At 37.2% G+C, this 21,049-nt stretch carries 26 protein-coding genes; 18 read left to right on the forward strand and 8 right to left on the reverse strand.

Annotated features, from left to right (window positions below):
• Positions 1-9 precede the first annotated feature (9 nt).
• From AKG39_RS20490 to AKG39_RS19340, 4 genes are all read left to right on the forward strand, one after another.
• Positions 10-1,959, forward strand: coding sequence for an RCC1 domain-containing protein (locus tag AKG39_RS20490; protein WP_242852588.1), 1,950 nt, complete (start codon positions 10-12; stop codon positions 1,957-1,959).
• 90 nt (positions 1,960-2,049) lie between these two features.
• Positions 2,050-2,184 (forward strand): hypothetical protein, encoded by a 135-nt coding sequence (locus tag AKG39_RS20685; RefSeq protein WP_278277928.1) that lies wholly within the window; start codon positions 2,050-2,052, stop codon positions 2,182-2,184.
• A 59-nt stretch (positions 2,185-2,243) separates the two neighbouring features.
• Positions 2,244-3,176, forward strand: a complete 933-nt coding sequence (locus AKG39_RS09530; RefSeq protein WP_050740158.1) for a hypothetical protein — start codon at positions 2,244-2,246, stop codon at positions 3,174-3,176.
• Between the two features lie 51 nt (positions 3,177-3,227).
• Positions 3,228-4,184, forward strand: coding sequence for a toll/interleukin-1 receptor domain-containing protein (locus tag AKG39_RS19340; RefSeq protein ID WP_083439488.1), 957 nt, complete (start codon positions 3,228-3,230; stop codon positions 4,182-4,184).
• A gap of 154 nt (positions 4,185-4,338) precedes the next feature.
• Here the strand turns inward: AKG39_RS19340 and AKG39_RS09540 are convergent, their stop codons facing one another.
• The 3 genes from AKG39_RS09540 to AKG39_RS20865 are packed head-to-tail and all read right to left on the reverse strand — an operon-like array spanning position 4,339 to position 5,032.
• A complete protein-coding gene (locus tag AKG39_RS09540) occupies positions 4,339-4,686 on the reverse strand; it encodes a hypothetical protein (protein ID WP_050740159.1) in 348 nt (115 codons plus the stop codon).
• Positions 4,667-4,888 carry a hypothetical protein gene (locus AKG39_RS09545; RefSeq protein WP_152912171.1) on the reverse strand — a complete coding sequence of 74 codons (222 nt, stop codon included), beginning with the start codon at positions 4,886-4,888 and terminating at the stop codon, positions 4,667-4,669. The genes AKG39_RS09540 and AKG39_RS09545 overlap by 20 nt, the downstream gene beginning before the upstream one ends.
• A 57-nt stretch (positions 4,889-4,945) precedes the next feature.
• The gene (locus tag AKG39_RS20865) at positions 4,946-5,032 is read right to left on the reverse strand and encodes a JAB domain-containing protein (protein ID WP_083439489.1); all 87 of its coding nucleotides are present in this window, start codon (positions 5,030-5,032) and stop codon (positions 4,946-4,948) included.
• A gap of 31 nt (positions 5,033-5,063) precedes the next feature.
• On the opposite strand from AKG39_RS20865, the gene AKG39_RS09550 reads away from it, so the two are divergent.
• The 8 genes from AKG39_RS09550 to AKG39_RS20030 all read left to right on the forward strand — a co-directional run bounded on the left by AKG39_RS09550 (position 5,064) and on the right by AKG39_RS20030 (position 10,614).
• A complete protein-coding gene (locus AKG39_RS09550) occupies positions 5,064-5,261 on the forward strand; it encodes a hypothetical protein (protein ID WP_126981269.1) in 198 nt (65 codons plus the stop codon).
• A gap of 205 nt (positions 5,262-5,466) precedes the next feature.
• On the forward strand, positions 5,467-6,090 hold the full coding sequence (locus AKG39_RS09555) for a hypothetical protein (protein WP_050740162.1): 624 nt from the start codon (positions 5,467-5,469) through the stop codon (positions 6,088-6,090).
• Positions 6,071-6,376, forward strand: a complete 306-nt coding sequence (locus tag AKG39_RS09560) for a hypothetical protein (RefSeq protein WP_050740163.1) — start codon at positions 6,071-6,073, stop codon at positions 6,374-6,376. Before AKG39_RS09555 ends, AKG39_RS09560 begins: the two co-directional genes overlap by 20 nt.
• Positions 6,377-6,556: 180 nt before the next feature.
• Entirely contained in the window at positions 6,557-6,877 is a 321-nt protein-coding gene (locus AKG39_RS09565; RefSeq protein ID WP_126981270.1) for a hypothetical protein, read from the forward strand.
• A 98-nt stretch (positions 6,878-6,975) separates the two neighbouring features.
• Complete coding sequence (locus tag AKG39_RS09570) at positions 6,976-8,334, forward strand: DUF6884 domain-containing protein (protein ID WP_050740165.1); 1,359 nt, start codon at positions 6,976-6,978, stop codon at positions 8,332-8,334.
• A 439-nt stretch (positions 8,335-8,773) separates the two neighbouring features.
• The gene (locus tag AKG39_RS09575) at positions 8,774-9,187 is read left to right on the forward strand and encodes a hypothetical protein (protein WP_050740166.1); all 414 of its coding nucleotides are present in this window, start codon (positions 8,774-8,776) and stop codon (positions 9,185-9,187) included.
• Positions 9,188-9,338: 151 nt separating this feature from the next.
• Positions 9,339-10,106, forward strand: coding sequence for a DUF4839 domain-containing protein (locus AKG39_RS09580; protein WP_050740167.1), 768 nt, complete (start codon positions 9,339-9,341; stop codon positions 10,104-10,106).
• 349 nt (positions 10,107-10,455) lie between these two features.
• Positions 10,456-10,614, forward strand: coding sequence for a transposase domain-containing protein (locus AKG39_RS20030; RefSeq protein WP_126981271.1), 159 nt, complete (start codon positions 10,456-10,458; stop codon positions 10,612-10,614).
• 238 nt (positions 10,615-10,852) lie between these two features.
• Here the strand turns inward: AKG39_RS20030 and AKG39_RS09585 are convergent, their stop codons facing one another.
• Positions 10,853-12,451, reverse strand: a complete 1,599-nt coding sequence (locus AKG39_RS09585; RefSeq protein WP_050740168.1) for an MFS transporter — start codon at positions 12,449-12,451, stop codon at positions 10,853-10,855.
• 279 nt (positions 12,452-12,730) lie between these two features.
• Between AKG39_RS09585 and AKG39_RS20870 the strand changes: the two genes are divergently transcribed.
• Complete coding sequence (locus AKG39_RS20870; protein WP_050740169.1) at positions 12,731-12,967, forward strand: MAP domain-containing protein; 237 nt, start codon at positions 12,731-12,733, stop codon at positions 12,965-12,967.
• Positions 12,968-13,387: 420 nt separating this feature from the next.
• Positions 13,388-13,579, forward strand: a complete 192-nt coding sequence (locus tag AKG39_RS20690) for a DUF4143 domain-containing protein (RefSeq protein WP_201780272.1) — start codon at positions 13,388-13,390, stop codon at positions 13,577-13,579.
• A gap of 382 nt (positions 13,580-13,961) precedes the next feature.
• On the opposite strand, the gene AKG39_RS09595 is transcribed toward AKG39_RS20690, so the two are convergent.
• On the reverse strand, positions 13,962-14,864 hold the full coding sequence (locus AKG39_RS09595) for a selenium metabolism-associated LysR family transcriptional regulator (RefSeq protein WP_050740170.1): 903 nt from the start codon (positions 14,862-14,864) through the stop codon (positions 13,962-13,964).
• Positions 14,854-16,014 carry an aminotransferase class V-fold PLP-dependent enzyme gene (locus tag AKG39_RS09600; RefSeq protein ID WP_050740171.1) on the reverse strand — a complete coding sequence of 387 codons (1,161 nt, stop codon included), beginning with the start codon at positions 16,012-16,014 and terminating at the stop codon, positions 14,854-14,856. Before AKG39_RS09600 ends, AKG39_RS09595 begins: the two co-directional genes overlap by 11 nt.
• 173 nt (positions 16,015-16,187) lie before the next feature.
• Here AKG39_RS09600 and yedE point away from each other — a divergent pair, with 173 nt between their 5' ends.
• Genes yedE through selD form a run of 4 tightly spaced genes read left to right on the forward strand, consistent with a single transcriptional unit; the run spans position 16,188 to position 18,804 of the window.
• On the forward strand, positions 16,188-17,258 hold the full coding sequence (gene yedE, locus AKG39_RS09605; RefSeq protein ID WP_050740172.1) for a YedE family putative selenium transporter: 1,071 nt from the start codon (positions 16,188-16,190) through the stop codon (positions 17,256-17,258).
• Positions 17,259-17,269: 11 nt separating this feature from the next.
• On the forward strand, positions 17,270-17,485 hold the full coding sequence (locus tag AKG39_RS09610) for a sulfurtransferase TusA family protein (RefSeq protein WP_050740173.1): 216 nt from the start codon (positions 17,270-17,272) through the stop codon (positions 17,483-17,485).
• Complete coding sequence (locus tag AKG39_RS09615; RefSeq protein ID WP_050740174.1) at positions 17,485-17,733, forward strand: putative Se/S carrier protein; 249 nt, start codon at positions 17,485-17,487, stop codon at positions 17,731-17,733. The genes AKG39_RS09610 and AKG39_RS09615 overlap by 1 nt, the downstream gene beginning before the upstream one ends.
• Before the next feature lie 33 nt (positions 17,734-17,766).
• Complete coding sequence (gene selD, locus AKG39_RS09620) at positions 17,767-18,804, forward strand: selenide, water dikinase SelD (RefSeq protein WP_050740175.1); 1,038 nt, start codon at positions 17,767-17,769, stop codon at positions 18,802-18,804.
• 41 nt (positions 18,805-18,845) lie between these two features.
• Here the strand turns inward: selD and AKG39_RS09625 are convergent, their stop codons facing one another.
• Both AKG39_RS09625 and AKG39_RS09630 read right to left on the reverse strand, forming a co-directional pair.
• On the reverse strand, positions 18,846-20,096 hold the full coding sequence (locus AKG39_RS09625) for a 6-phosphofructokinase (RefSeq protein ID WP_050740305.1): 1,251 nt from the start codon (positions 20,094-20,096) through the stop codon (positions 18,846-18,848).
• A gap of 140 nt (positions 20,097-20,236) precedes the next feature.
• Complete coding sequence (locus tag AKG39_RS09630) at positions 20,237-21,049, reverse strand: class I SAM-dependent methyltransferase (RefSeq protein ID WP_050740176.1); 813 nt, start codon at positions 21,047-21,049, stop codon at positions 20,237-20,239.

The raw sequence follows: 21,049 nt of genomic DNA on the forward strand, positions 1-21,049 counted from the left end.
AACTTTTGAATGATTGGAGATATCATGGCAAACGAAAGATATAAACATTTATCCGATATAGTTCAAGAAACCTTTATTTTAGGGTGCCCTGTTGCTATTGAAAAAGGGGCTTTGTTGAGTGATACCGTGAATAATACTACTATCCTACGGTTAAGACTAAAAAATGCTTCAAAGAAGTCTATTAAGTTTTTAAGCATCTCAGCCTATATGTATGATGCTGCAAACGATTCAATAATAAAAAGTAAATTCCAGGAGTTTGCTTATCTTGATTTAGAAGTAAAACCTCAGGATAGCTTTGGAGATAATCAAGCCAATATTTTGATCGAACCTAATACACGAAAAGTAAAAATAATTTTCACTAAAGTGGTATTTACCAATGAAGAAGTGTGGAGAAATGATGCTCAAGAAATAGGAGTTAACTTTCCGGAACAAGAATCGATTGAAAAAATTGGATCTGATTTACTTTCTCAATGTAAAAGGGAATTTGAATTGTCTGGAATGTCTGGAGTCTCATCCCAGAATATAAAATTCATTCCCGTGTTACAGGATGAATATTGGCAATGCTCATGTGGGTATCCTAATAACAATGAAGATAAGACTTGCCTTTACTGTGGAATGAATAAAGAATGGATTTTTAAAAATACCGACATCATTGGTTTAACCGAGAAATTAAAAGAATACAATAAAAAACAAGAGGAGCTATCAGAGAAACAACGAATAGAAAATGCACAACTAGCTGAGGAAAAAAAAGTTCAGGAAGAGATTCAGAAAGAAAAAGAAATAATTAAAAAAAATAAAATAAGAAAGTATACTAAGATCATAATTCCAATTGTTACAGTGCTTGTTAGTATAATAATTATAGTAACAACTGTAATAATGCCCCCAATAATACAGTCATCAAATTATGATAAAGCAATTAATTTGATGACTGAGGAAAAATATTCAGAAGCAAAACTATTACTTAATTCCCTTGGCGATTACAAAGATACCGAAGATTTTTTAAAACAAATTAATGAAAAATATCTAAATACCATTGCCACCGGCAATGGTTATACAGTAGGTTTAAATTCAGATAGAACAGTCGTTGTGGTTGGGACTAATGAGTATGGCCAATATAATGTGGAAAAATGGACTGATATCATTGGCATTAAAACTACTTATGGTAATATCATTGGATTAAAATCTAATGGTACGGTCATGGCTGTTGGATACAGTGAGGATGAGCAATCCAATGTAGAAAAATGGACAGATATCATAGCTATTTCTGTGAGCGGTGGACATATTGTTGGACTCAAATCAGATGGGACAGTTGTTGCTGTTGGAGCTAATAAGTATGGAGAATGTAACGTGGAAAAATGGAGAGATATCAAAGCCATTTCTGCGACTGATAGAAACACTGTTGGTCTTAAATCTGATGGTACAGCCATTGCTGTTGGTTTAAATGAGGACGGGCAATGTAATGTGGAGGACTGGTCAGATATTGAAGACATCTCAGCCAGCTATCGATACACAGTTGGACTTAAAGAAGATGGAACCGTAGTTGCTGTCGGAACCAATGAGGCTGGACAATGCAATGTGGAAAAATGGAGAGATGTAATAGGTATTAAAGCTAATTATAGTAATACCTTTGGACTAAAATCAGATGGAACGGTAGTTGCTGTTGGATCCAATGGGGCTGGACAATGTAATGTGGAAAAGTGGACAGATATCATAAGCATTTCACCCGACTCTGACTTTACCGTAGGCTTAAAATCAAATGGAACGGTGGTTGCTGTTGGATCTAATAAGTTCGGACGATGCAATGTGGGGGAATGGACAGGTATTATAGACATTTCAACCGTGGGAGGAGACCACACTGTCGGCCTAAAATCTGATGGAACAGTAGTTGCTGTTGGGGCAAATCAAGAGGGACAATGCAATGTGGAGAAATGGACTGGGATAGGGTTTTCTTTAAAATAAGTCATTTCATTTATGATGTCCACTATGTAAAATGCGATTACTAAGACTAAGGCAACAATTCGTAGTGAGCCAAATGTTAAAGTTGAAACAATGGCTATTTCAGAAAAAGATCAGAAAATAATTGTAATTGAAGCTGGAGTTCCACTTTATTACGAAATCGAGTTTTATGATAAAACAACTGGGCAAAGAAAAACTGACTGGATTGCAAAAAAAGTGTATTGGTGATTGAAATAGAACAGACACAAGAAGAATCAAATTAAATTGTTACTGGAGGCGAATAAAAAATGAAACAAATTTGTCATTTAGAGGAAATATTTCCACCAGAATACTACCATGAAATTCCTGGATATGATAGCAGGATAGCAATAAGAAAGATGTTGGATGTTCTATCGTCTCTTGGCGATGCTAGTATTGCGCTGACATTTTCAAATATTGATGAGTATGAAGAAGATAGTGTTGAAACCCAAATTATTAGAAGAACCCATTTACGTCATGCACTGATTGATTTGAATAATTCATTTGATCTGTTACTGCAAATTCCATGGTTTTACTATCGAATCGGACTTGGTGAGAATTCAAGTATTGAAAGAAATATTGATGGATGGGTTGAAAAATTAGAGAGTGAATGTAAAATCTGGAAGGTTAGAAATTTTTTATTAAGGGAGGCAAGTGATTGTAAACAGAAGATTCTTGGCGAAAAAATTACGGATTTTAAAAATTCATATATGTATTGTGATTCGAAACCATTTACAGTAAGATCAGTAGCAAATGATATGAAACACAGAAGTACGATTAAACTAAAAGAATTTGATTCACATCTCAAATTGAAAATAGATGGTCTGGAACAAATCGAAGAATTGACAAGATTAAAACAAAATCAGATAAAGAAAGAATTTGTTATGGATTTTTATGATTCAGACTCGCCCTTGGAATCGATAGGAAAAATTGAAATCAACGGTGTAGAAAATGGGCTAATTAATATTAAATACAATAACGGAGAAGAATTCAGAGGTAAAGATTATGCTTATACTGAAGAGTCTTTTTCGTTTGATGATATTTATGGGGAGGCTATTGACTTTTATGACAACTTTTTAGAGCTTTTCGATTGTATATATCATAATATTTATTTGGAAATACCGCAGAGTCCTGTGATGAATAAAAGAAATGCAAAAAAAACATCAGAAACACTGAATGTGGATAAGTGGTATAAGTGTTAAGGGTTACTCAACCTAAATCAATGAAAAGATAAGATTCAAGAGGAGGATTATATGAATTCAGTCATTCCAAAGGTTTTCATTTCATATTCATGGGAAGATGACGTACATAAAAATTGGGTAAAAGAATTTGCCATTAAACTTCAGGAAGAAGGTATTCAAATTTCAATTGATCAGTGGGATTTAACTCTTGGAGACCAATTACCTCAATATATGGAAACATCCATTCGAGAAAATGATTTCGTCCTGATTATCTGTACCCCCGAGTATAAAAAGAAATCTGATAATCGTCTTGGGGGGGTCGGATATGAGGGAGATATCATTACAGGCGAACTATTTGTGCAACAAAACAAAAATAAATTTATCCCGGTCCTTCGCAAAGGTAATTGGGAGACTGCTGCACCTTCATGGTTGCAAGGTAGGTTAGGTGTTGACTTACTGGGTGATCAGTATTTGAAAAATGGGTACAATAACCTGGTAACAACACTTTTGAACAAAAAAAATAAAAAGCCTACCACAAAAAAGGTTGCTAAATCCGTATCTGAAGGGACAGCACCAGGATATGATGTACTGGATATAGAAAAAGCAATTGTTGAAACTTATGTAGATATTAAAATCAAAGGGATACTTGTAGATAAAGTTACCCTACCAAAAATGAATGGAACACGAGGTAGTGCGTTATACAAAATACCATTTAAATTGTCAGATTATCCCAGCGGTATGTGGTGCAAATTTTTCATTTCAGCATGGGTTAGTCCTTCTTCTTTCACAACCATGCACCGACCAGATATAGCAGGGATATTTGGAGATGAAATTATCCTTGATGGAACAACAATTGAGGAAGTTGAAAAGTACCATCATAAAACATTATTGCTGGCGGTTGATAAAGCCAATGAACTTGAGAAGTATCGTTTGCAGTGTCTCGATGATGAGAAAAAAAAGAAAGCTAGGTTAGAAGCCGATCATATTGAAAATATACAAAATATTGCAAGTAGAATAATTTTTGATTAAATAAAGACATTATAAATTTTTAGAGATAAAATCAACAGTAGGGTTTTGCGTTATAAACTTAGCCATATTATTTTCAGATGACTGATTGATTCAGATGAAAAAAAATAGAGCTTCCCAAAGACCAATCAGCCTTTGGGAAAGTCTATCTTTAGGTCTATTTTTTCTCTATATTTTTACTGACATATTCCAAAACCCCATTCTTGCTCAAGGGAATGTTTTGGTACTGCAGGAATCCCACAGCGATCATAGCAATGGAAATAATCAGGTACAGGTAATACCCCATACTGGCAGATGCAGAAACATTGAGCCCAGCTGCAATCGCTTTTTCAGCAATGAAGGTGGCAATTAATCCGGCAAGAGGAGCTAAGAAAAGCATGAGCTTTTTAATGTTGGCCAGTTGTTTCACGTAATTGCAGACAATGAGAAAAATGGGTGCCAAAACCATGATCAGACCAAAGAAACCACCGGAAACATAGGTGCCATCAGTAAATTCCGAACCCAAAAGAACATTGAACCCGGTAAGCAAGGTCATTTCCATAGCCGTATTCGCTGGAATTGACCACACAAAAGGTTGTGAAAAGAGACAGGACCAGAGCAATCGAAAGGATCAGGCTGATATTTCTCAAAATGAATTCCTTATTAATCTTGACCGTTAAATCAGTGCCTTTTTCATTGGCACCATTGTTTTCTTGATTCGTGTTCATATTTACCTCCATAAATAAAATAGCATTGGATTTTTTTAATTTCTTCAATTGTTCTTCCTATAAGAGTCCTTTTTCTTTTAAGCTACAATAGGCTCCCTCTGAACCGATAATGATGTGGTCCAACAGTTCAATGTTAAAAGGCAACGAGGGTGAGTGTTATGATTATGAATGCTACATGGAAATTAAAGATGGCGAGATTACGTATTACGGTTCAATCGAAGCAGTGAATTTTCGTTATAAGCGCAATGGCAGAATAATGAGCTATGAAGAAGCATGGCAAGAGTCGCAGGAAAATGATATAAATTTTAGGGAATATTGGCCAGTCGTTGTTATAGGTCAATGTGATCAAAATGTGGAGCGTTATTATTTATAGGCCAATAGAGATCAGCCCTAGCTTTAAAAAGACAGAACAGAGAATAACAGTCATCGATGATGAACATATCGAGGCAACCTTTACGGTTGTCTTTTTATTTTATCAAAAGAGATAATTTGAGATAAAACTATTTTATCTCAAATTATCATTGACATTATGGCTGAGATAGAATAAGATAAAATAAAATAAGATTAAGGAGAGAAAAATGAATTACGATACAATAATTGTTGAACTTCTTAGTAGAGTGCAATCACTGGAGACTGAGATGGAGTATGTTAAAAACGAATTTGCATTGAGGTTCGAAGAAGAAAATGAAGTAATTGAAGATGAAGTTGATGATTTAGAGGTTTTTACCCGCTCTCAGGCAAGGGAAAAGGCCATCGAAATAATCACTGAGAAGTTCCCAGATTATTTCGCACAAAAAGCAAAGAGAAATGAAGGCAGTGGAATTAAAGTTTCTAAATCTTACACAAACAGACCATTACTTATAAAATTTTACCATAGTAAGAGTTTCCCAGATCGTTCGGGCAATTCCGAACATGGCTGGCATGTAGTAAGGATTGATGAGGTTCTTGGTAACTATGTTGATTTATGTATGTTTTCTTTGGTTGATTTGGATGGCAACTGGAATTATCTCATTTATGATCCAAATGAAATAGCCATGTATAATGAAGACAATCGTTTGAATGCAAGTAATGAGTTACATCTTTATTTCTCTGTTCAAGACGGTAAGGCTGTGGAGGTACGTGAAGATACAATTGATGTAACGGATCACCTGAACAATTGGAGCATCATCGAGAGGATGGACAATGGATACCGTGACGAATAAGTTTCATGCGGATATGCTGAACATTTATAAAACGGCAAAGAAGGATCTTAATTATTCGGCTTCAAGGTTACTACAACTGGTTGCACAAAAAGGCGGTGTTAAAGCTGCAAAACAGTTAATATCAACGGATCGTGCAACGGATGGATTTTGGGTATTGTGTGAGCATAAAAGACTCGATTTGTCAGTGGAAGTCCATGTTTTAAAACCGGAATATGCAGAACTTTTTACAGAGTCAGAAAAAGAGATATGTCGAAATAGATTACGTCAATTTGGGTATGAAGTATGATGAGCGCTTAAATAGGTTATGGGTTAGCATAATTTTTATGATGATTTAAAAGAAAATGAAAAAATCCCGATTTCAGATGGTGGCAAACCGAAATGACTGAGAGGTGTTATAACAGTGATTAAAATTCTTAACCCCCAAGAATGCGGTTGGAATCGCATGAGTTTTATATTCAACTCTTTGTTGCTAAGTAAATGGTGGCATTCAGCAGAGATTAAAGAAATTGAGACGGTGATAATTATTGAAGATAATACCCTTTACCCCAGTAATACGCTAAGAGGTCTTTCAAACAGTATTACTTCTACCATGTTATTTGGTGTAATTGGAGCAAAGTCCGCTGCAGCACAAAATCAAACGAAATTTGATGTGGATTTGGATATCTATACGCCAGATGGAAAAGTGTTCGAAATTCATACCGATGAACCGAAGTTACTCAAGTACTTACTAAAATGGGTTTATGTTGAAGATCCAAGAGATAAGTACCGAAAAATAAGAGGCGTGTAACCTGGAAAGAATAGAATCCTTTGACGATTGATCTATAATCAAATAAATTGCTAATGTTGAATGTGGGTTTTTGCATAAAAATAAATGGAGGTGTTCCTATGAAAATAGCTTTAGTATCATGCGCTAAGAGTAAACAAGATTACGCCTGCAAAGCAAATGAGATGTATATGCCAAGCGATCTTTTTAAATATTCATATGATTATGCAAAAACTGTTGCTGATCAAGTCTATATTTTGTCCGCTAAACATGGCCTTCTTTCTGAAAATTCAATCATTGACCCATATGAATTAGCTTTAAAAACAATGAAGTCAAAGGAAAAACAGGTATGGAGTAAAAACGTGATCATGCAAATGAAAACTAAATTTGATTTGGAAAATGATGAGTTTATCATTTTGGCGGGTAAAGATTATCATCAGTATCTATTAAGCGAGCTTAATAATTACCAATTGCCATTGGGAAACAGAAGATATGGTGAAAGAATCTCTTATTTAATGAAATTGCTAAATAAAGAGGCGGATTGTTTTACATTACATAAACTATTTGCTGGAGCAAAAAGATATTCACATGATCAAATCGATACAATACCTTTCAAAAATGGTATTTACATCGTTTTTGAGAAGGGTGAAATTTATAATGGCGTTGATCGTATTGTGCGAGTTGGTACTCATGATTCGGAAGATCGATTAAAAGCCAGATTGAAAGATCATTTTGTGCGAGAAAACAAAGATGGTAGTATCTTCAGAAAAAATATTGGCAAGGCAATCCTGAATAAAAAAAACGACTCATATTTGGATATATGGACAATGGATACATCAAAGTCTGAAAACAGGATATTTATAAACAAAAAAAAGCAGTCAGACATTGAAAAAGAAGTATCAGAATATTTAAGAGAAAACTTTAGCATTATGTGTTTCCAAGTTGATGACAAGGAACAGCGACTAAAACTCGAAAAAGGGATCATTGCAACATTAAATTCACAGAGTGATTTTGATTCGAGTGAAAATTGGCTTGGAGGGCACAGTACGGTAAATAAGTTAAGAGATAGTGGGTTGTGGCTCACCATTGGATTAGATGCTGAAGTCTTAACTTCAGATGAAATGAAACAGATAAAAAACAGTGTTCGAGGAGTAGCCCCAACTGAAACGCTGCAAGTTAAACAGCAACAGCCGATTGTAAAAGCAACCAAGAAAATATCATCCGCAAAAACAACTACGGATGATATCAGAAGCTTTCTTTTTAAGAAACTCAAAAAGGCCAAAGACAGCGGTTTGGATTCCCTAACGATTAAAGCAGGCGATATTGGAAGAGAAATACCACTTAATAAGAGACCTATGATGATTTGTGCTGCAATGAGAGATGTCCCAGGATTTGCGAATTACGACGTAATTTATAAACCACCAAAGGGAAATGGACCAAGATTGGAACATAAATATTTTTTTCAAAGGGATGAGCTATAAAAATTGAAGTCGGTGAATCATAAATGTTGTCCTGGTTAAGATGGACATATCGAAGCAACCTTTACGGTTGCCTTTTTTTTATGTCCAAAGATTCTATTTCAGTGAAATGGTATGAGAATACATAGTTTTGATTGAAATAAATGAATAAAAAGAGTGCAGTTTGAAGCAGTTGGGAAACTTAATTGGATGCTTTCTAATTCTTCCAGGGTTGAGAGCGTGGTTTGGATGGAATTGATTACTTAAGATTGAGTTGAAAAATGGTTGTATAATAGGTTAACCAACATGTTAGAAATATGCCTAGATGTTTATTAGTCATAATGGTAAATGGGAAAATGAATTCACGTTAATAGGGAAATTAAACAGTTCGACAAATTTGAATTTATATGAAATAATTAAGAAAAAATGATGCTGAGATGAGCTTCTGAAGAGGGAGGAAACTGTGTCAAAATTAAATGATATTTCGAATGGAATTGGGAACATATTCAAAGATGCTGGCAGAGATCTTATTGACGAAAAAGTCAATATAGCTATTAAAAAAGAAAGAAAAAATGGAATCGAAATTACAATCGAAACACTTATTGAGGCGGGAATTAAAGATGCTGTTATTATCAATCTTTTAGAGAAGTATTGGGGTTTACTTGATGATGAACCTAGGGAAGCGGTAAGATATATAAAAACGTTTGAGTATCCATATAAAGCATTAACTTTCTACCTGAAAGGACAAGGGTATACTTCTACAGAAGTTGAAGATTTTATGAATATGAACCATGTTCGTATTAAGCTGAGACATAATCGCGAATTATCGAAACTGTCTCCGGAAAAGTTAATGCATAAGGTAACGGAACTTAAATAGGCATTACACTATTTACTTTCGCTTGACGACAAACAGTGCAGAACAGCTGAAAAAATCTTACCGCTCAAGTATCGGCACTAACAAGATTAACAGTATTTAGCACAAAGATATCTTGAAAAAATAAAAAAACCATTAAAAGTAGGAGGAAGAAATGGAAGAAAAAGCAAAAGTACCGTTTTGGAAAAAAACGTGGGTAGTTGTTTTAGCGTGTATATTTATCCCGCCTGCTGGCATCGTCCTACTATGGTTAGGAAATAAAGGCGGTAAATACACGAGAATTGCTTTAACTATTTTATTAGGAATTTATTCATTGGCATGGTTTAATGGATTTATTAGTGGTGGCAACGCTTTAGAAACAACAAATCCTAATATTACAAATAAAGCAGAAGTGGTTGTAGAACAAACCTCCGCAGACAAAGCGGCAGCAGACAAAGTAGTAGCAGATAAAGTAATAGCAGACAAAGCAGCGGCAGACAAAGTAGTAGCAGATAAAGCAATAGCAGACAAAGCGGCAGCAGACAAGGCAGCAGATGCAATTATAACGGTGGACAATAATGAAGATATGGTAACACTCTTTAAGGCCAGTGATTTTGATCCGTTTATTAGTGAATTTGCGAAAAAATATGCTGGTAAAACTATTCAATTTGACGGGTATGTAGCAGATATGACACCACACGAAAATTATAATACAAGGTTTGACCTTTTAATTTATACCGGTAATTCGGGTGAATCATCTGGTAATGCACTTAGCTTTAAGTTTGAAGATATCAATATAACCTCTGATTTAAAACTGACTGGTTCTAATATTCCAGAAAATATCAGTAAAGGTCAAAATCTTCGCATAACTGCTAAAGTTGAAGAATACAAAGAGGCTTCTGGTCTTTTCTTTCTCAAACCGATTTCTACTGAAATAAGATAAAGGGTTTCCAATTTAATGTGTACAGAAGGTTCTAGATTTAGTACAAAGATATCTCAGAAAAATCAAAAACCCATCGAAAGACATGTGAACTGTACTAATCAATTTTTAGGCGTAATTGCCAATAGTAACGCACCTTCTCCGCCACCAAAAACTACGCATCAACATTGATGTTAGATAGAAACCTGTTACGTAATAAAGTAGCAGGTTTTTTTGTGCTTAAAAACAAAAAGTGAGGGGAATGTCTTTAATTATTATAAATTTCTGATACAATTGGTACTAACATTAATAAAATTGATTATATCTCATTAAGATGGTAATTAAAGATTGAAATTCATCAAGAAGTAGTTAAATGGCTGAAATTAAATCTGGGGTTACAAGAAAAAATTATATGGATACTTTTAATAGACTATACTTTGCAACCGCCAATGCTGTTCTCTTTACGCTGGTGGAATCTGCCCAGGCCAGTGAACTTGATGTCTACGAATATCTCACCTATCTTCTGACATAAATTCCGAACAGTGACTATCTGCACCAGCGGGTAGTTCTTGAAAAATACCTGCCATGGTTCTCCGCAATTGCCCGAGGAGACTTAATCATAACTACAAAAAGTGCCTCAAATAATGATGTGATCAGTATAACAGGTTTGGTTTGGACTTGCTATACGCCATCTTTGGAGGCAATGACATAAAAAAAGCAATATAAAGAAGTGTACTGACGGAGTAAAATTCAGCAGTACACTTCTTTTATTATTCTTTCAGTTTTACGTTTGGGACTAAAAAAACTGCTAAAATCAATCCGATACTTACAATAACGCTGAGGACAATTCCTACTAAATCCATAGACATAGACATTGCATTTGTTGCAATGCTTTGTAATTCCGGTGATGCTACTCCTTTAAATGTCTCAAAATTTTGAATGAGCAATTCCTCAATTTGATTTTTGGTCATGTCAGTGGTATTTAAAACACCTGAATCAAGAATCCCCTGGGCTATATTACTAAACACACTTGCAAACATTACTGTTCCTAAAATTGCGATACTTGAGGATGCTCCTAGGTTCTGAAATGTCAATAATAATCCTGAGCCTTCGTTTTTCCATTCCTTATTGACGTTTGATAATGCGAGATTATAGGCTACACTGAATGCAGTCCCCACGCCTAATCCGATAAAAAGAAAGGCGAATCTAAAACTGCTGCCACTGATATCGATAAAATCTCCCCAGAACTGTGCTCGCATCAAGGTAATGCCTATCAGCATAGATATTAAACCAATAACAAGCATAATTTTAGGTGAAAAATGGTAGACCAGTCTTGTTATAAATAAAGAGGCTATTAACAGTGCTATCGACAGTGGCATTAAACTAAGCCCTGTCTCTAATGCATCATAACCCAATGCATTTAGCATAAATACCGGCATACAGAACATAATTCCTGCAAATGTCATCTGCACAAATAAATACACTGATATTGCGGGTGAAAATACGCGGTTACTAAATATCTTGGGATGAAATAAAACCGGTTTATCTTTTTCTATCCGTTTTTTCAGCCAAATTAAAAGAATAAACAAAAATGCAATTCCTAATACTATCATTAAAAAAGAGATCGATAATCCAAATAATGAGAGGGTAACCCCTCCAATTACAAGTGGCTGCTTTGCATAAAACCAACCATAGGTCTGTGCCGTTAATAGTCCCAGAATAATTAAGAACAATCCTGATGCAGAAAATAAAAAACCAACAAAATCGATTTTCGGTCGGTTTTCTTTGATAATACAATCTTTTGGTATCACACCTGAAAATACAAATGCTGTTATGGCGATAATCGCTTCACCAGCAAAGATAAAACGCCATGATAAATACGTGGTTACAGCCCCGCCGATAATTGGTCCTGCTGCTAATGCTACTGCTGCAACTGTCGTATATATGGACATTGCTTTTGCACGGTCACGGCCTTCGTAATTACTGATTAATATTGATAGTACCGCAGGCATCATTAGCGCTGCTGCCATCCCTTCAATCACCGACCATCCAATTGCTAACATCGCGACATTTACACTAAAGGCTGCAATTAATGTCCCGACAGTGTAAATCAACAATCCATATTTAAATGCATGTTTTTTTCCGATAACATCTGATAGTTTTGCCCCTAATAGCATACAGGATGCCATGACTAATGTATATAATGACATTACCCCCTTTACCGTACTGACGGTTGTATTTAAATCCTGCACTATATTTGCTATAGATACGTTCATTGCGGTTGTATCAATCACCATTACAAATGTTGCCATTGATATTACCAATAATATATTCCATTTGCCTTTAGTTTTTTCAATGCTTTCTTCCATAGCCATCCCCTTTATTAAAAATAAAATCGTTCACCAGTCTGCTAATTATTTTACATCTTATTCTTCGCTTGCTGCCTGTATTATATTTTGTGCAATCATTGTTGGTACTTCTTCATATCTTCCATATGAATACATAGTCCACTACTACCATCTTCACTCATTTCACCTCTCTTTCTTTAATTCATATACTATATAAAATATGCTACCCTGTTTTCTGGAATTTATTCGTACCGCAGCACTTATAACCAAGAAGAGTATTATTATTTTATGTAAGCTTTAATGGCCACCTTTGGGTATCGATTGGAAGCCATTAAGATTGTTGTTGTTCCAAAGGGTTCGGAAGCACCAGGTATAACCGTAAAACCATTTGTAAAAAATAAGAATTCAAATCTTAATGTGAACAAAAGGCACTCAATTCAGTACAAAGATATCTCAGAAAAATTAAAAAACGAGATGGAAAGATCAGGACGCCAAGGCGTTCATAAAAACAACTGCTGGAGTACAAAGTCCCATTGAGATACAAAGATTTGAGAAAGAAAAGCGTAATGAGATAATAGCAATCTGTAAGGATAAAGGTTTGTCGATTAGAGAATTGGAATGGTTAACCAGCATCAGTTTTGGCATTCAGCGACGTATTTAGAACAAGAGAAACAGCATAAAAGAACCATCCACAATGTGCTCCATCGTCGTTGCTCAATATTTCAGCAAATAAAAAAGAAGAGGCGTTGTCCTCTTCTTAGCTAGCAATTTATACCGATATGTGCTTTTTATTTATATGTTTTTTTTTGCTATTCATTGATTTGATTTTGTAAAACGTGTAGAAATTAAGCTTCGATCAAGAAATAAAAAAAAGAACCGTCCCTATATGTCTTTAATTTTCAAGAAAAGCATAGATAAGTCAAATAAAATGTGTAATTATTACATTTTATTTGACTTATCTGTGCGTTCACTGAAAATTATGTTGCGAATGCTTTAACCCAGAAGGGATATCCGTTATATTACTGGACTTCGGGAACATCGGAGGTTGATTTTATGATTGAGAAAAAAAGTGATGTCTTTCCAATTGAGGTCAAAGCAAGGGAAAATGTAAAATCCAGAAGCTTATCGGTATATGCAAAAAAAATATGATCCGGATTATTCAATTCGGATTTCAGGAAAGAACTTTGGATTTGAAAATAATATTTTGTCAATTCCGCTATATGCGGTGTTCTGTTTATAGAGGTTTAAAAGTTGAACGGTGTAAAATACAAGAGGACGAGTTGGTGGCTTCGAAAAATCCGGTTAAAATAGCGAGAACTTTCTGATGGACTAACAGCAATGAAGGAATTAATTTGTAAGCGTAATTGCCAATAGTAACGCAACTTCTCCGCTACGGACTCTGAAACCATTAATGATTTCAGGCATATTATTTATCATAATATAGAAACAAAAAATTGCGATAATGAGGTATCAGTTTGATGGTGATAATAACATAACCGTCCCCATGTGTCCTGTCCACATATGTCAAAAATCAACAAAGACCCAGGTTGCCGGATTTTTTGATACATTTGATAAACTGTCTAATATGTAAGGGATGCACCTTGTTTTTTTTGTAAATGATATATAGAAATCTGTAACTCGACAACTCTCCCAGTCTGAAAACTAGTATTTTCCCTTCATTCATATGGTTTTGAACTGCTTTTTCGGAAATGATTGAAATCCCCATATCATTGATGATTGTTTTAATAATTGCCTCCTGATCATTCATGGTCGCAATGACGTTAAGTGAATTTTTATCAATTCCCAATTTTTCGATAAATAAATCACTTTCTTTTCTTGTTCCTGAACCACTCTCACGCATTACAATCGGTTCTTTTAAAAGTTCCTCGGTTGATGCATTGTTTTTTTTTAGCTGCATGAAATGGTCGCTTGAAGATGTTGCAATCACGAGTTGATCCTGATAAAAAGGATCACTCGCACATTCTTCATATCCTGGTTTCGTACCAACCAACCCGATATCGACCTCCCCTTCCATCACCTTCTCAATGATTTCTCCGCTATCCGATTGATGAATCTGAAAAGAAATCCTCGGATATGTTTTACAATATTCCGTAACGACCTCCGGAAGAATATAAATAGATGGTATGGTTGATGCCCCGATTTTTATTGATCGCTCATTGTCACCATTGAATTCCTCATAAATCTTTTCACGAAGATTGAGAATGCTTTTCGCGTATTCATAGAGTTTTTTACCGTCTTTTGTGACAAAAAAAGTTCTGGTGGTCCTAATGATTAATTGATTGTTTAATTCGTTTTCCAGCGAGCGGATATGCACACTAACGGTTGGCTGTGTCAGAAAAAGCTTTTTTGCTGCAGCAGAGAAACTTTTTTGCTCGACAACATTGACAAATACTTCCAGCTGTTTAAATTCCATTTAAGATCTTCCTTAATGCGTCTGCGACATAGTGGATTTCTTCTTTGGTATTGCCATGCCCTAACGAAAAACGTAATGTTCCGGTCGGATATGTTTGCAACGTTTCGTGGGCACTGGGTGAGCAATGCAGACCGACTCTTGTCATAATGCCGTACTCACAATCCAAACGAAAAGCAATACCAGCCAAATCATGATTTAACGCCTGCACCGAAACAACTGCCGTCCGATTTACTGCATTCGGCATTCCCACAATTTTGATCTCCGGGAGGTGGCTTAATTCTTCCAATAATAATGATGTCAGCATCATTTCTTTTTCATAAATCGTCTGAATCCTGACATCCATTAAATATTTCAATGATGCATTCAATCCGACAATTCCCGGAAGATTCATGGTCCCGGGTTCAAAGCGATCTGGCATAAAATCAGGGATCTCTTCCGTGTGCGAAATACTTCCAGTACCACCACTTAATAACGGCTCGATTTTTTCAATCATTGCTTCTTTTAAGATAAAACCACCAATTCCCTGCGGTCCTAAAAGGCTTTTATGTCCAGTGAATGCCAATGCATCGATCCCCATCGCGTTCATATCGATGGGCAGAACGCCCGCCGTTTGCGCCGCATCGACAATAAAATCAAGTCCGTTCTCTTGACAAAATAAACCAACCCGCTCAATCGGTAAAACTGTTCCACATACATTCGATGCATGGGTCATGACAATGGCCTTTGTATTCGGCTTAAGGTGCTTTTGTAGCTCTTCAAACAACAGCTCCCCCTTTGTACTGCAGGGGATTCGATCGAACGCAACGCCAGATTGTTTTAGTTGTGTCAATGGACGCATCACCGCATTATGCTCCATCGATGAAACCAGCACATGATCGCCGGGTTTTAAATAGCCCTTAAGGATTATATTTAAGCTGGTTGTCACGTTCGGCGTAAAAATGACATTTTTACAGTCGGGACAATTAAACATTTGACTCAGCATTTCCCTGGTCTCAAAGACCATTTCAGCGGTATCATAAGCATCCTGATAACCTCCCCGGTTAATATTGGTGCCATTTTTTTCGATATAATCCACGATCGCCAAAGCCATCCCTTCCGGTTTTGGAAAAGACGTACAGGCATGATCAAGATAAATTCTATTTTTTAACATGACTAACTCCTTCTGTCCGTTTTCTTATTTAAATATACCCTAACTGGAAAAAAACGCCAACCATTTATTTATATTTTCTATATATATAATCGATTCTGCGTATCTTTCAATTACAGTTTTTTTTCATAGCATGTTATATTGATACCGTAACTTTTTTGAAAGAGAGGGATTTTATGAACTTAAAAAATGAAAAAACTGCAATTATTCTTGCTGGTTTACTAATTGGTGTGATTTCCGCACTATTGGTGGTCTTTGGTAATCCGGCGAACATGGGCTTTTGTATCGCCTGTTTTATCCGTGATACGGCTGGAGCCCTGGGCCTGCATCAGGCTGCCGCTGTCCAATACATCCGTCCGGAAATCATCGGGCTGGTAATTGGTTCCTGTGTAATCGCATTGGTAACAAAAGAATTTATTCCCCGCGGCGGTTCTTCGCCGATGACCCGTTTTGCTCTTGGATTCTTTGTGATGATCGGCTGTCTGATGTTCCTCGGCTGTCCCTATCGTATGGTTTTGCGGATTGCCGGCGGCGATATGAACGCCGTGATTGGTCTTATCGGCTTTATCGCCGGGATTTTGGTCGGCGTTTTCTTTCTCAATCGTGGTTTTACTCTGAAACGAACCTACAGCCTTCCCAAAATTGAAAGTGCGATTTTCCCAACTGCTCAGATCGTGCTACTGATCTTACTGATTACAGCGCCGGTCTTCATTCTCTTCACTGCCGTTGATGGCGGACCTGGCGCAAAGCATGCAGCCATCCTGGTTTCACTGGGAGCTGGTTTAATCGTAGGTATTCTGGCCCAACGGACAAGATTATGTATGGTCGGAGGTATCCGTGATGTCATCTTATTCAGAGAATGGAAATTATTCTTTGGTTTTGTCGCAATTCTGGTTGCTGCATTCATTACCAATCTTATCACCGGTCATTTTTCACTTGGTTTTATTGATCAACCGATTGCCATCACCGATGGTTTATGGAATTTTCTGGGTATGTTGACCGTCGGATTTGGCTGCGTCCTGCTCGGTGGCTGTCCATTGCGTCAACTCATCCTGGCCGGTGAAGGAAATACCGATTCGGTCATTACAATTTTAGGCTTATTCGCTGGCGCTGCCATAGCTCATAATTTCGCGATGGCTTCCTCCAGCAAGGGCCCGACTTTCAATGGAAAAATTGGGGTCATAATTGGGATCATTGTCATCCTGATCATTGCTGTTGCAAATACAAAAAAAGAAAAATTAGCTTAGAGGTGAAAAAAATGTTAGACGCTAGAGGACGTTCCTGCCCTGAACCCGTGATTATTTTAAAAAAAGCCATGATTTCTCAAGAAAATTCGTATGAAATCTTGGTTGATAATAAAACCGCTTTGGAAAATGTTACCCGCTATGCTGAACACAATGGATATCAGGTTGCTTTTACGCAAAGCAATGATGATTTTACGATGATACTCACAAAAAAACAAGCAGGTATTTGATGATTTATATTGCTACTTTCTATTCTCATTTTGGCGCCATTCGATTTAAAAAGAAATGTATTGCTGATGGCTTATCCGCATCAGTCATGCCAGTACCGAGAAGTCTGAGCACCTCATGTGGAACCTGTGTAACATTCACTGTTTCAGAGGAATACTGTTTAGATAAAAATATCAACGAAGAAATTGAACAAATTGTCTGTGTAGAAGAAAACAGGTATCGGCAAATTTATCAAGCATCAGATTCCTGATGCTTGATTTTGTCGTACAGAAAGGTTTTAAAAATGGAAAACGAAATTAAATTAACTAAATTAGCCAGTTGTGCCGGATGTGGTGCAAAAGTCGGAGCCGGCACATTAACCGAAATTCTCGATAAACTGCCAACGCTTCATGATCCCCGCCTGATTGTCGGCTTCGACAAAAGCGATGATGCCTCTGTTTATATAATTAACGATGAGCTGGCTCTGGTACAAACCCTTGATTTTTTTCCACCGATTGTCGATGATCCCTATATGTTTGGACAAATTGCTGCAACAAATGCTTTAAGCGACATTTATGCAATGGGTGGAGAACCAAAACTGGCCATGAATATTATGTGTGTTACCAAGCAAATGAGCAAAGATACTATTTACGCCATTTTACGCGGTGGTTACGAGAAAGCATTTGAAGCGGGTGCCATCATTACTGGTGGACATACCATTGAAGATATCGAACCCAAATATGGGTTATCGGTATCCGGATTTGTTCATCCTCAAAAAGTGTTGAAAAATTCCACTGCCAGGGAAGGAGACGTGCTTATTTTAACCAAACCGCTTGGCATAGGAATCCTGACAACCGCTGCCAAGGCAGATATGGTTGAGCCGTCTGTCTTAAACCGTGTTTATGAACAAATGGCCACATTAAACAAGACCGCACGTGATATTATGGTTAAATATGATATTCATAGTTGTACCGACATCACCGGTTTTGCTCTGATTGGGCATTCTTATGAAATGGCCCAGGGGAGTAATTTAACCGTCCATCTGGACAGTCATTCTGTTCCCTTCATTCCTGAGGCTTATGCCCTGGCTGAAATGGGAATGATTCCCGCTGGAGCTTATCGAAACCGGGATTATGCTGAACAAGGTGTGACGGTTTCTAAAAATGTTTCAGTTGCCATGCAGGATATTATGTATGACCCTCAGACATCTGGAGGGCTATTGATGGCAGTTAACGAAAAGGATGCCACCAGACTATTCAACGAGCTGAAGGATTCGATTGAACACGTTGCTATTATTGGGCATGTAACTAAAAGAGGACAGTCCGGGATTGTCATCGACTAAGTCTTTTCAAAAGGTCTGGAATGGTTAACCGTCCCCAGTTGTTATATTTCCCAGGTCATGATTTTTTTTAGATTAGCGAACCTGGGAAGACCGTCTTCTTTCGGCATTTTGGTTTCGCCCTGAATAAGTGGTAGCGCATAATCGATAAAAGCCGGCAGTAGACCGTTACCGGCTGCATTGATCCACTCTCTGGGTATTTTCTTTTCCGCGGTTGCAACATCAATTAGATCGAACATTTTTATCCGGCATTGGTACTTTGTTCCGGGAATTCTTTCAAAGCCTACCAGCTGATCTGTGGCACCGCCAAGGGCAGCTGCCAGAGCGGCCCTACCTATCGTATAGGCTTCTTCTATGTCTGTTTCTGAGGCAATATGGGCGGCGCATCGCTGCGTAAGGCCGAATTCGATACCTCGGACCTTAGTATCGATTTTTGTGCTGACAAAGCTTGCAAGGCCAGCGGCAAGTCCGCCCATTCTTGAATGGCCAAAAGCATCCGTATGCTTGGTCAGATCGGAAAAATAGGCTGAAATGTAAGTACTGCTTTTATCCTTAATGCCTTCAGAAACAGCGACCAGAACATCTCCTTTTTTTTCGTAGATGCTGCTGACATCGGCAATGAAATTGGCAAGATCAAAAGGGATCTCAGGCAAATAGATCAGATCAGGGCCAAAACCTTTGTAGGTGGCCAGCGTGGAAGAAGCGGTCAGCCACCCGGCGTTTCGACCCATGAATTCCAGGATCGTTATGGAACCGGTTCCATAAACTATTGCATCTTTGTAAATCTCCATGCAAGATGTGGCAACGAACTTAGCGGCACTACCGTAGCCGGGGCAGTGATCCGTGCCTAAAAGGTCATTGTCGACGGTCTTTGGGATGCCGATAATCCGGCATTCATAGTTGTTCTGATTCAGATAACTGCTTATTTTGCTGCAGGTATCCATGGAATCATTGCCACCGTTATAAAAAAAATATCGGATATCATACTTTCGAAATAGATTGAGAATACGCTTGTAATCCGTGTCATCCACAATGAAATCCTTAAGTTTATAACGGCAGGTTCCAAACGCTGAGGAAGGAGTATACTTCAGCAGTGAAAGCTCACAAGAATCCTCCAGATCCATAATATATAATCGATCGTCTAAAACACCCTTGATGCCATTTTCAGCAGCATACACCTTTGTGATATGTTCTGAAGCAAGCGCAGCTTCAATGCAGCCAAGGGCACTGGCATTAATGACGGCTGTCGGTCCGCCTGATTGACCGATGATGCAGGCGCCTTTTAATGGTGTTATCATAATTATAAGCATTCCTTTCGTTTCACTCGAGGCCCAAAACGATATGAACCGTCTTGTATTCAAGCATTATTCTTTTATTTTATAGCCATAGGGATAATCGTTAATTGCAAATCACGTGAAGGAGAGTAGACTGCTAATTATTTGGAAACTTTCCAGATAAGTTCACCTCTTATTTGGTTCATTATTTCCGTAATGAAGCCATCTTTTTCTTCCTGGTCTAAAAACGCATATAAAGTTTTAATTTTTTCAGGTGATTCACTGATGTCCAATTCCAGGGGATAGATTTCCCGGGCTTTTTCCAGAGGCAGTAAACGTTCATAGTTTCCCATTTCATAGGACAGCTCAGCGAAATAACCTTTTGTCCATAGGATATTGAAAATATAATTGATGATATTATATTGGGGTTTAAAAACTTGATCGGTGACACGGTAAAGTTTTTCTTTGAATGCACCCGAACGTTTAACGAAAGAAGATAAATAGCAGGAGCCTTTGGAAGCACTTAACATTTTATCTAAATCAGCCGGGCCGTTAATGGCAGGTGACATACTGGCAATGACTAAATCAAAGGGTTCTTCTAGATCGAAGCTTTCCCAATCCGAAAGAACGAAGCGGATGTTATCCACACCGGCAATTCTGGCATTATCTTTGGCAAAGTCTAACATTTTTTCTGAAAAATCCATGGCTACCACTTCTTTAACCACCTTAGCAAGGGCAATGGCTAATTGTCCGGTACCGCATCCAATATCCAGAGCCCTGGATTTGCTATCGATGAGGCCCTTTTCTAAAAAATAGGCAACTTTTTTTTCTCGATTCGAAACAGAGTGATTTTTTGAAACAGATTGATTGAATTCTTCAGCCCGGAGATTCCAAAAATCAGCATTCCGATCATTAAAGGGATGATCATTTAACCACAGGCTCTCAAAATAATCGGTGTTTAAAGTATTTTTCAT

The organism is Acetobacterium bakii (assembly GCF_001263355.1).
Taxonomy (GTDB): domain Bacteria; phylum Bacillota; class Clostridia; order Eubacteriales; family Eubacteriaceae; genus Acetobacterium; species Acetobacterium bakii.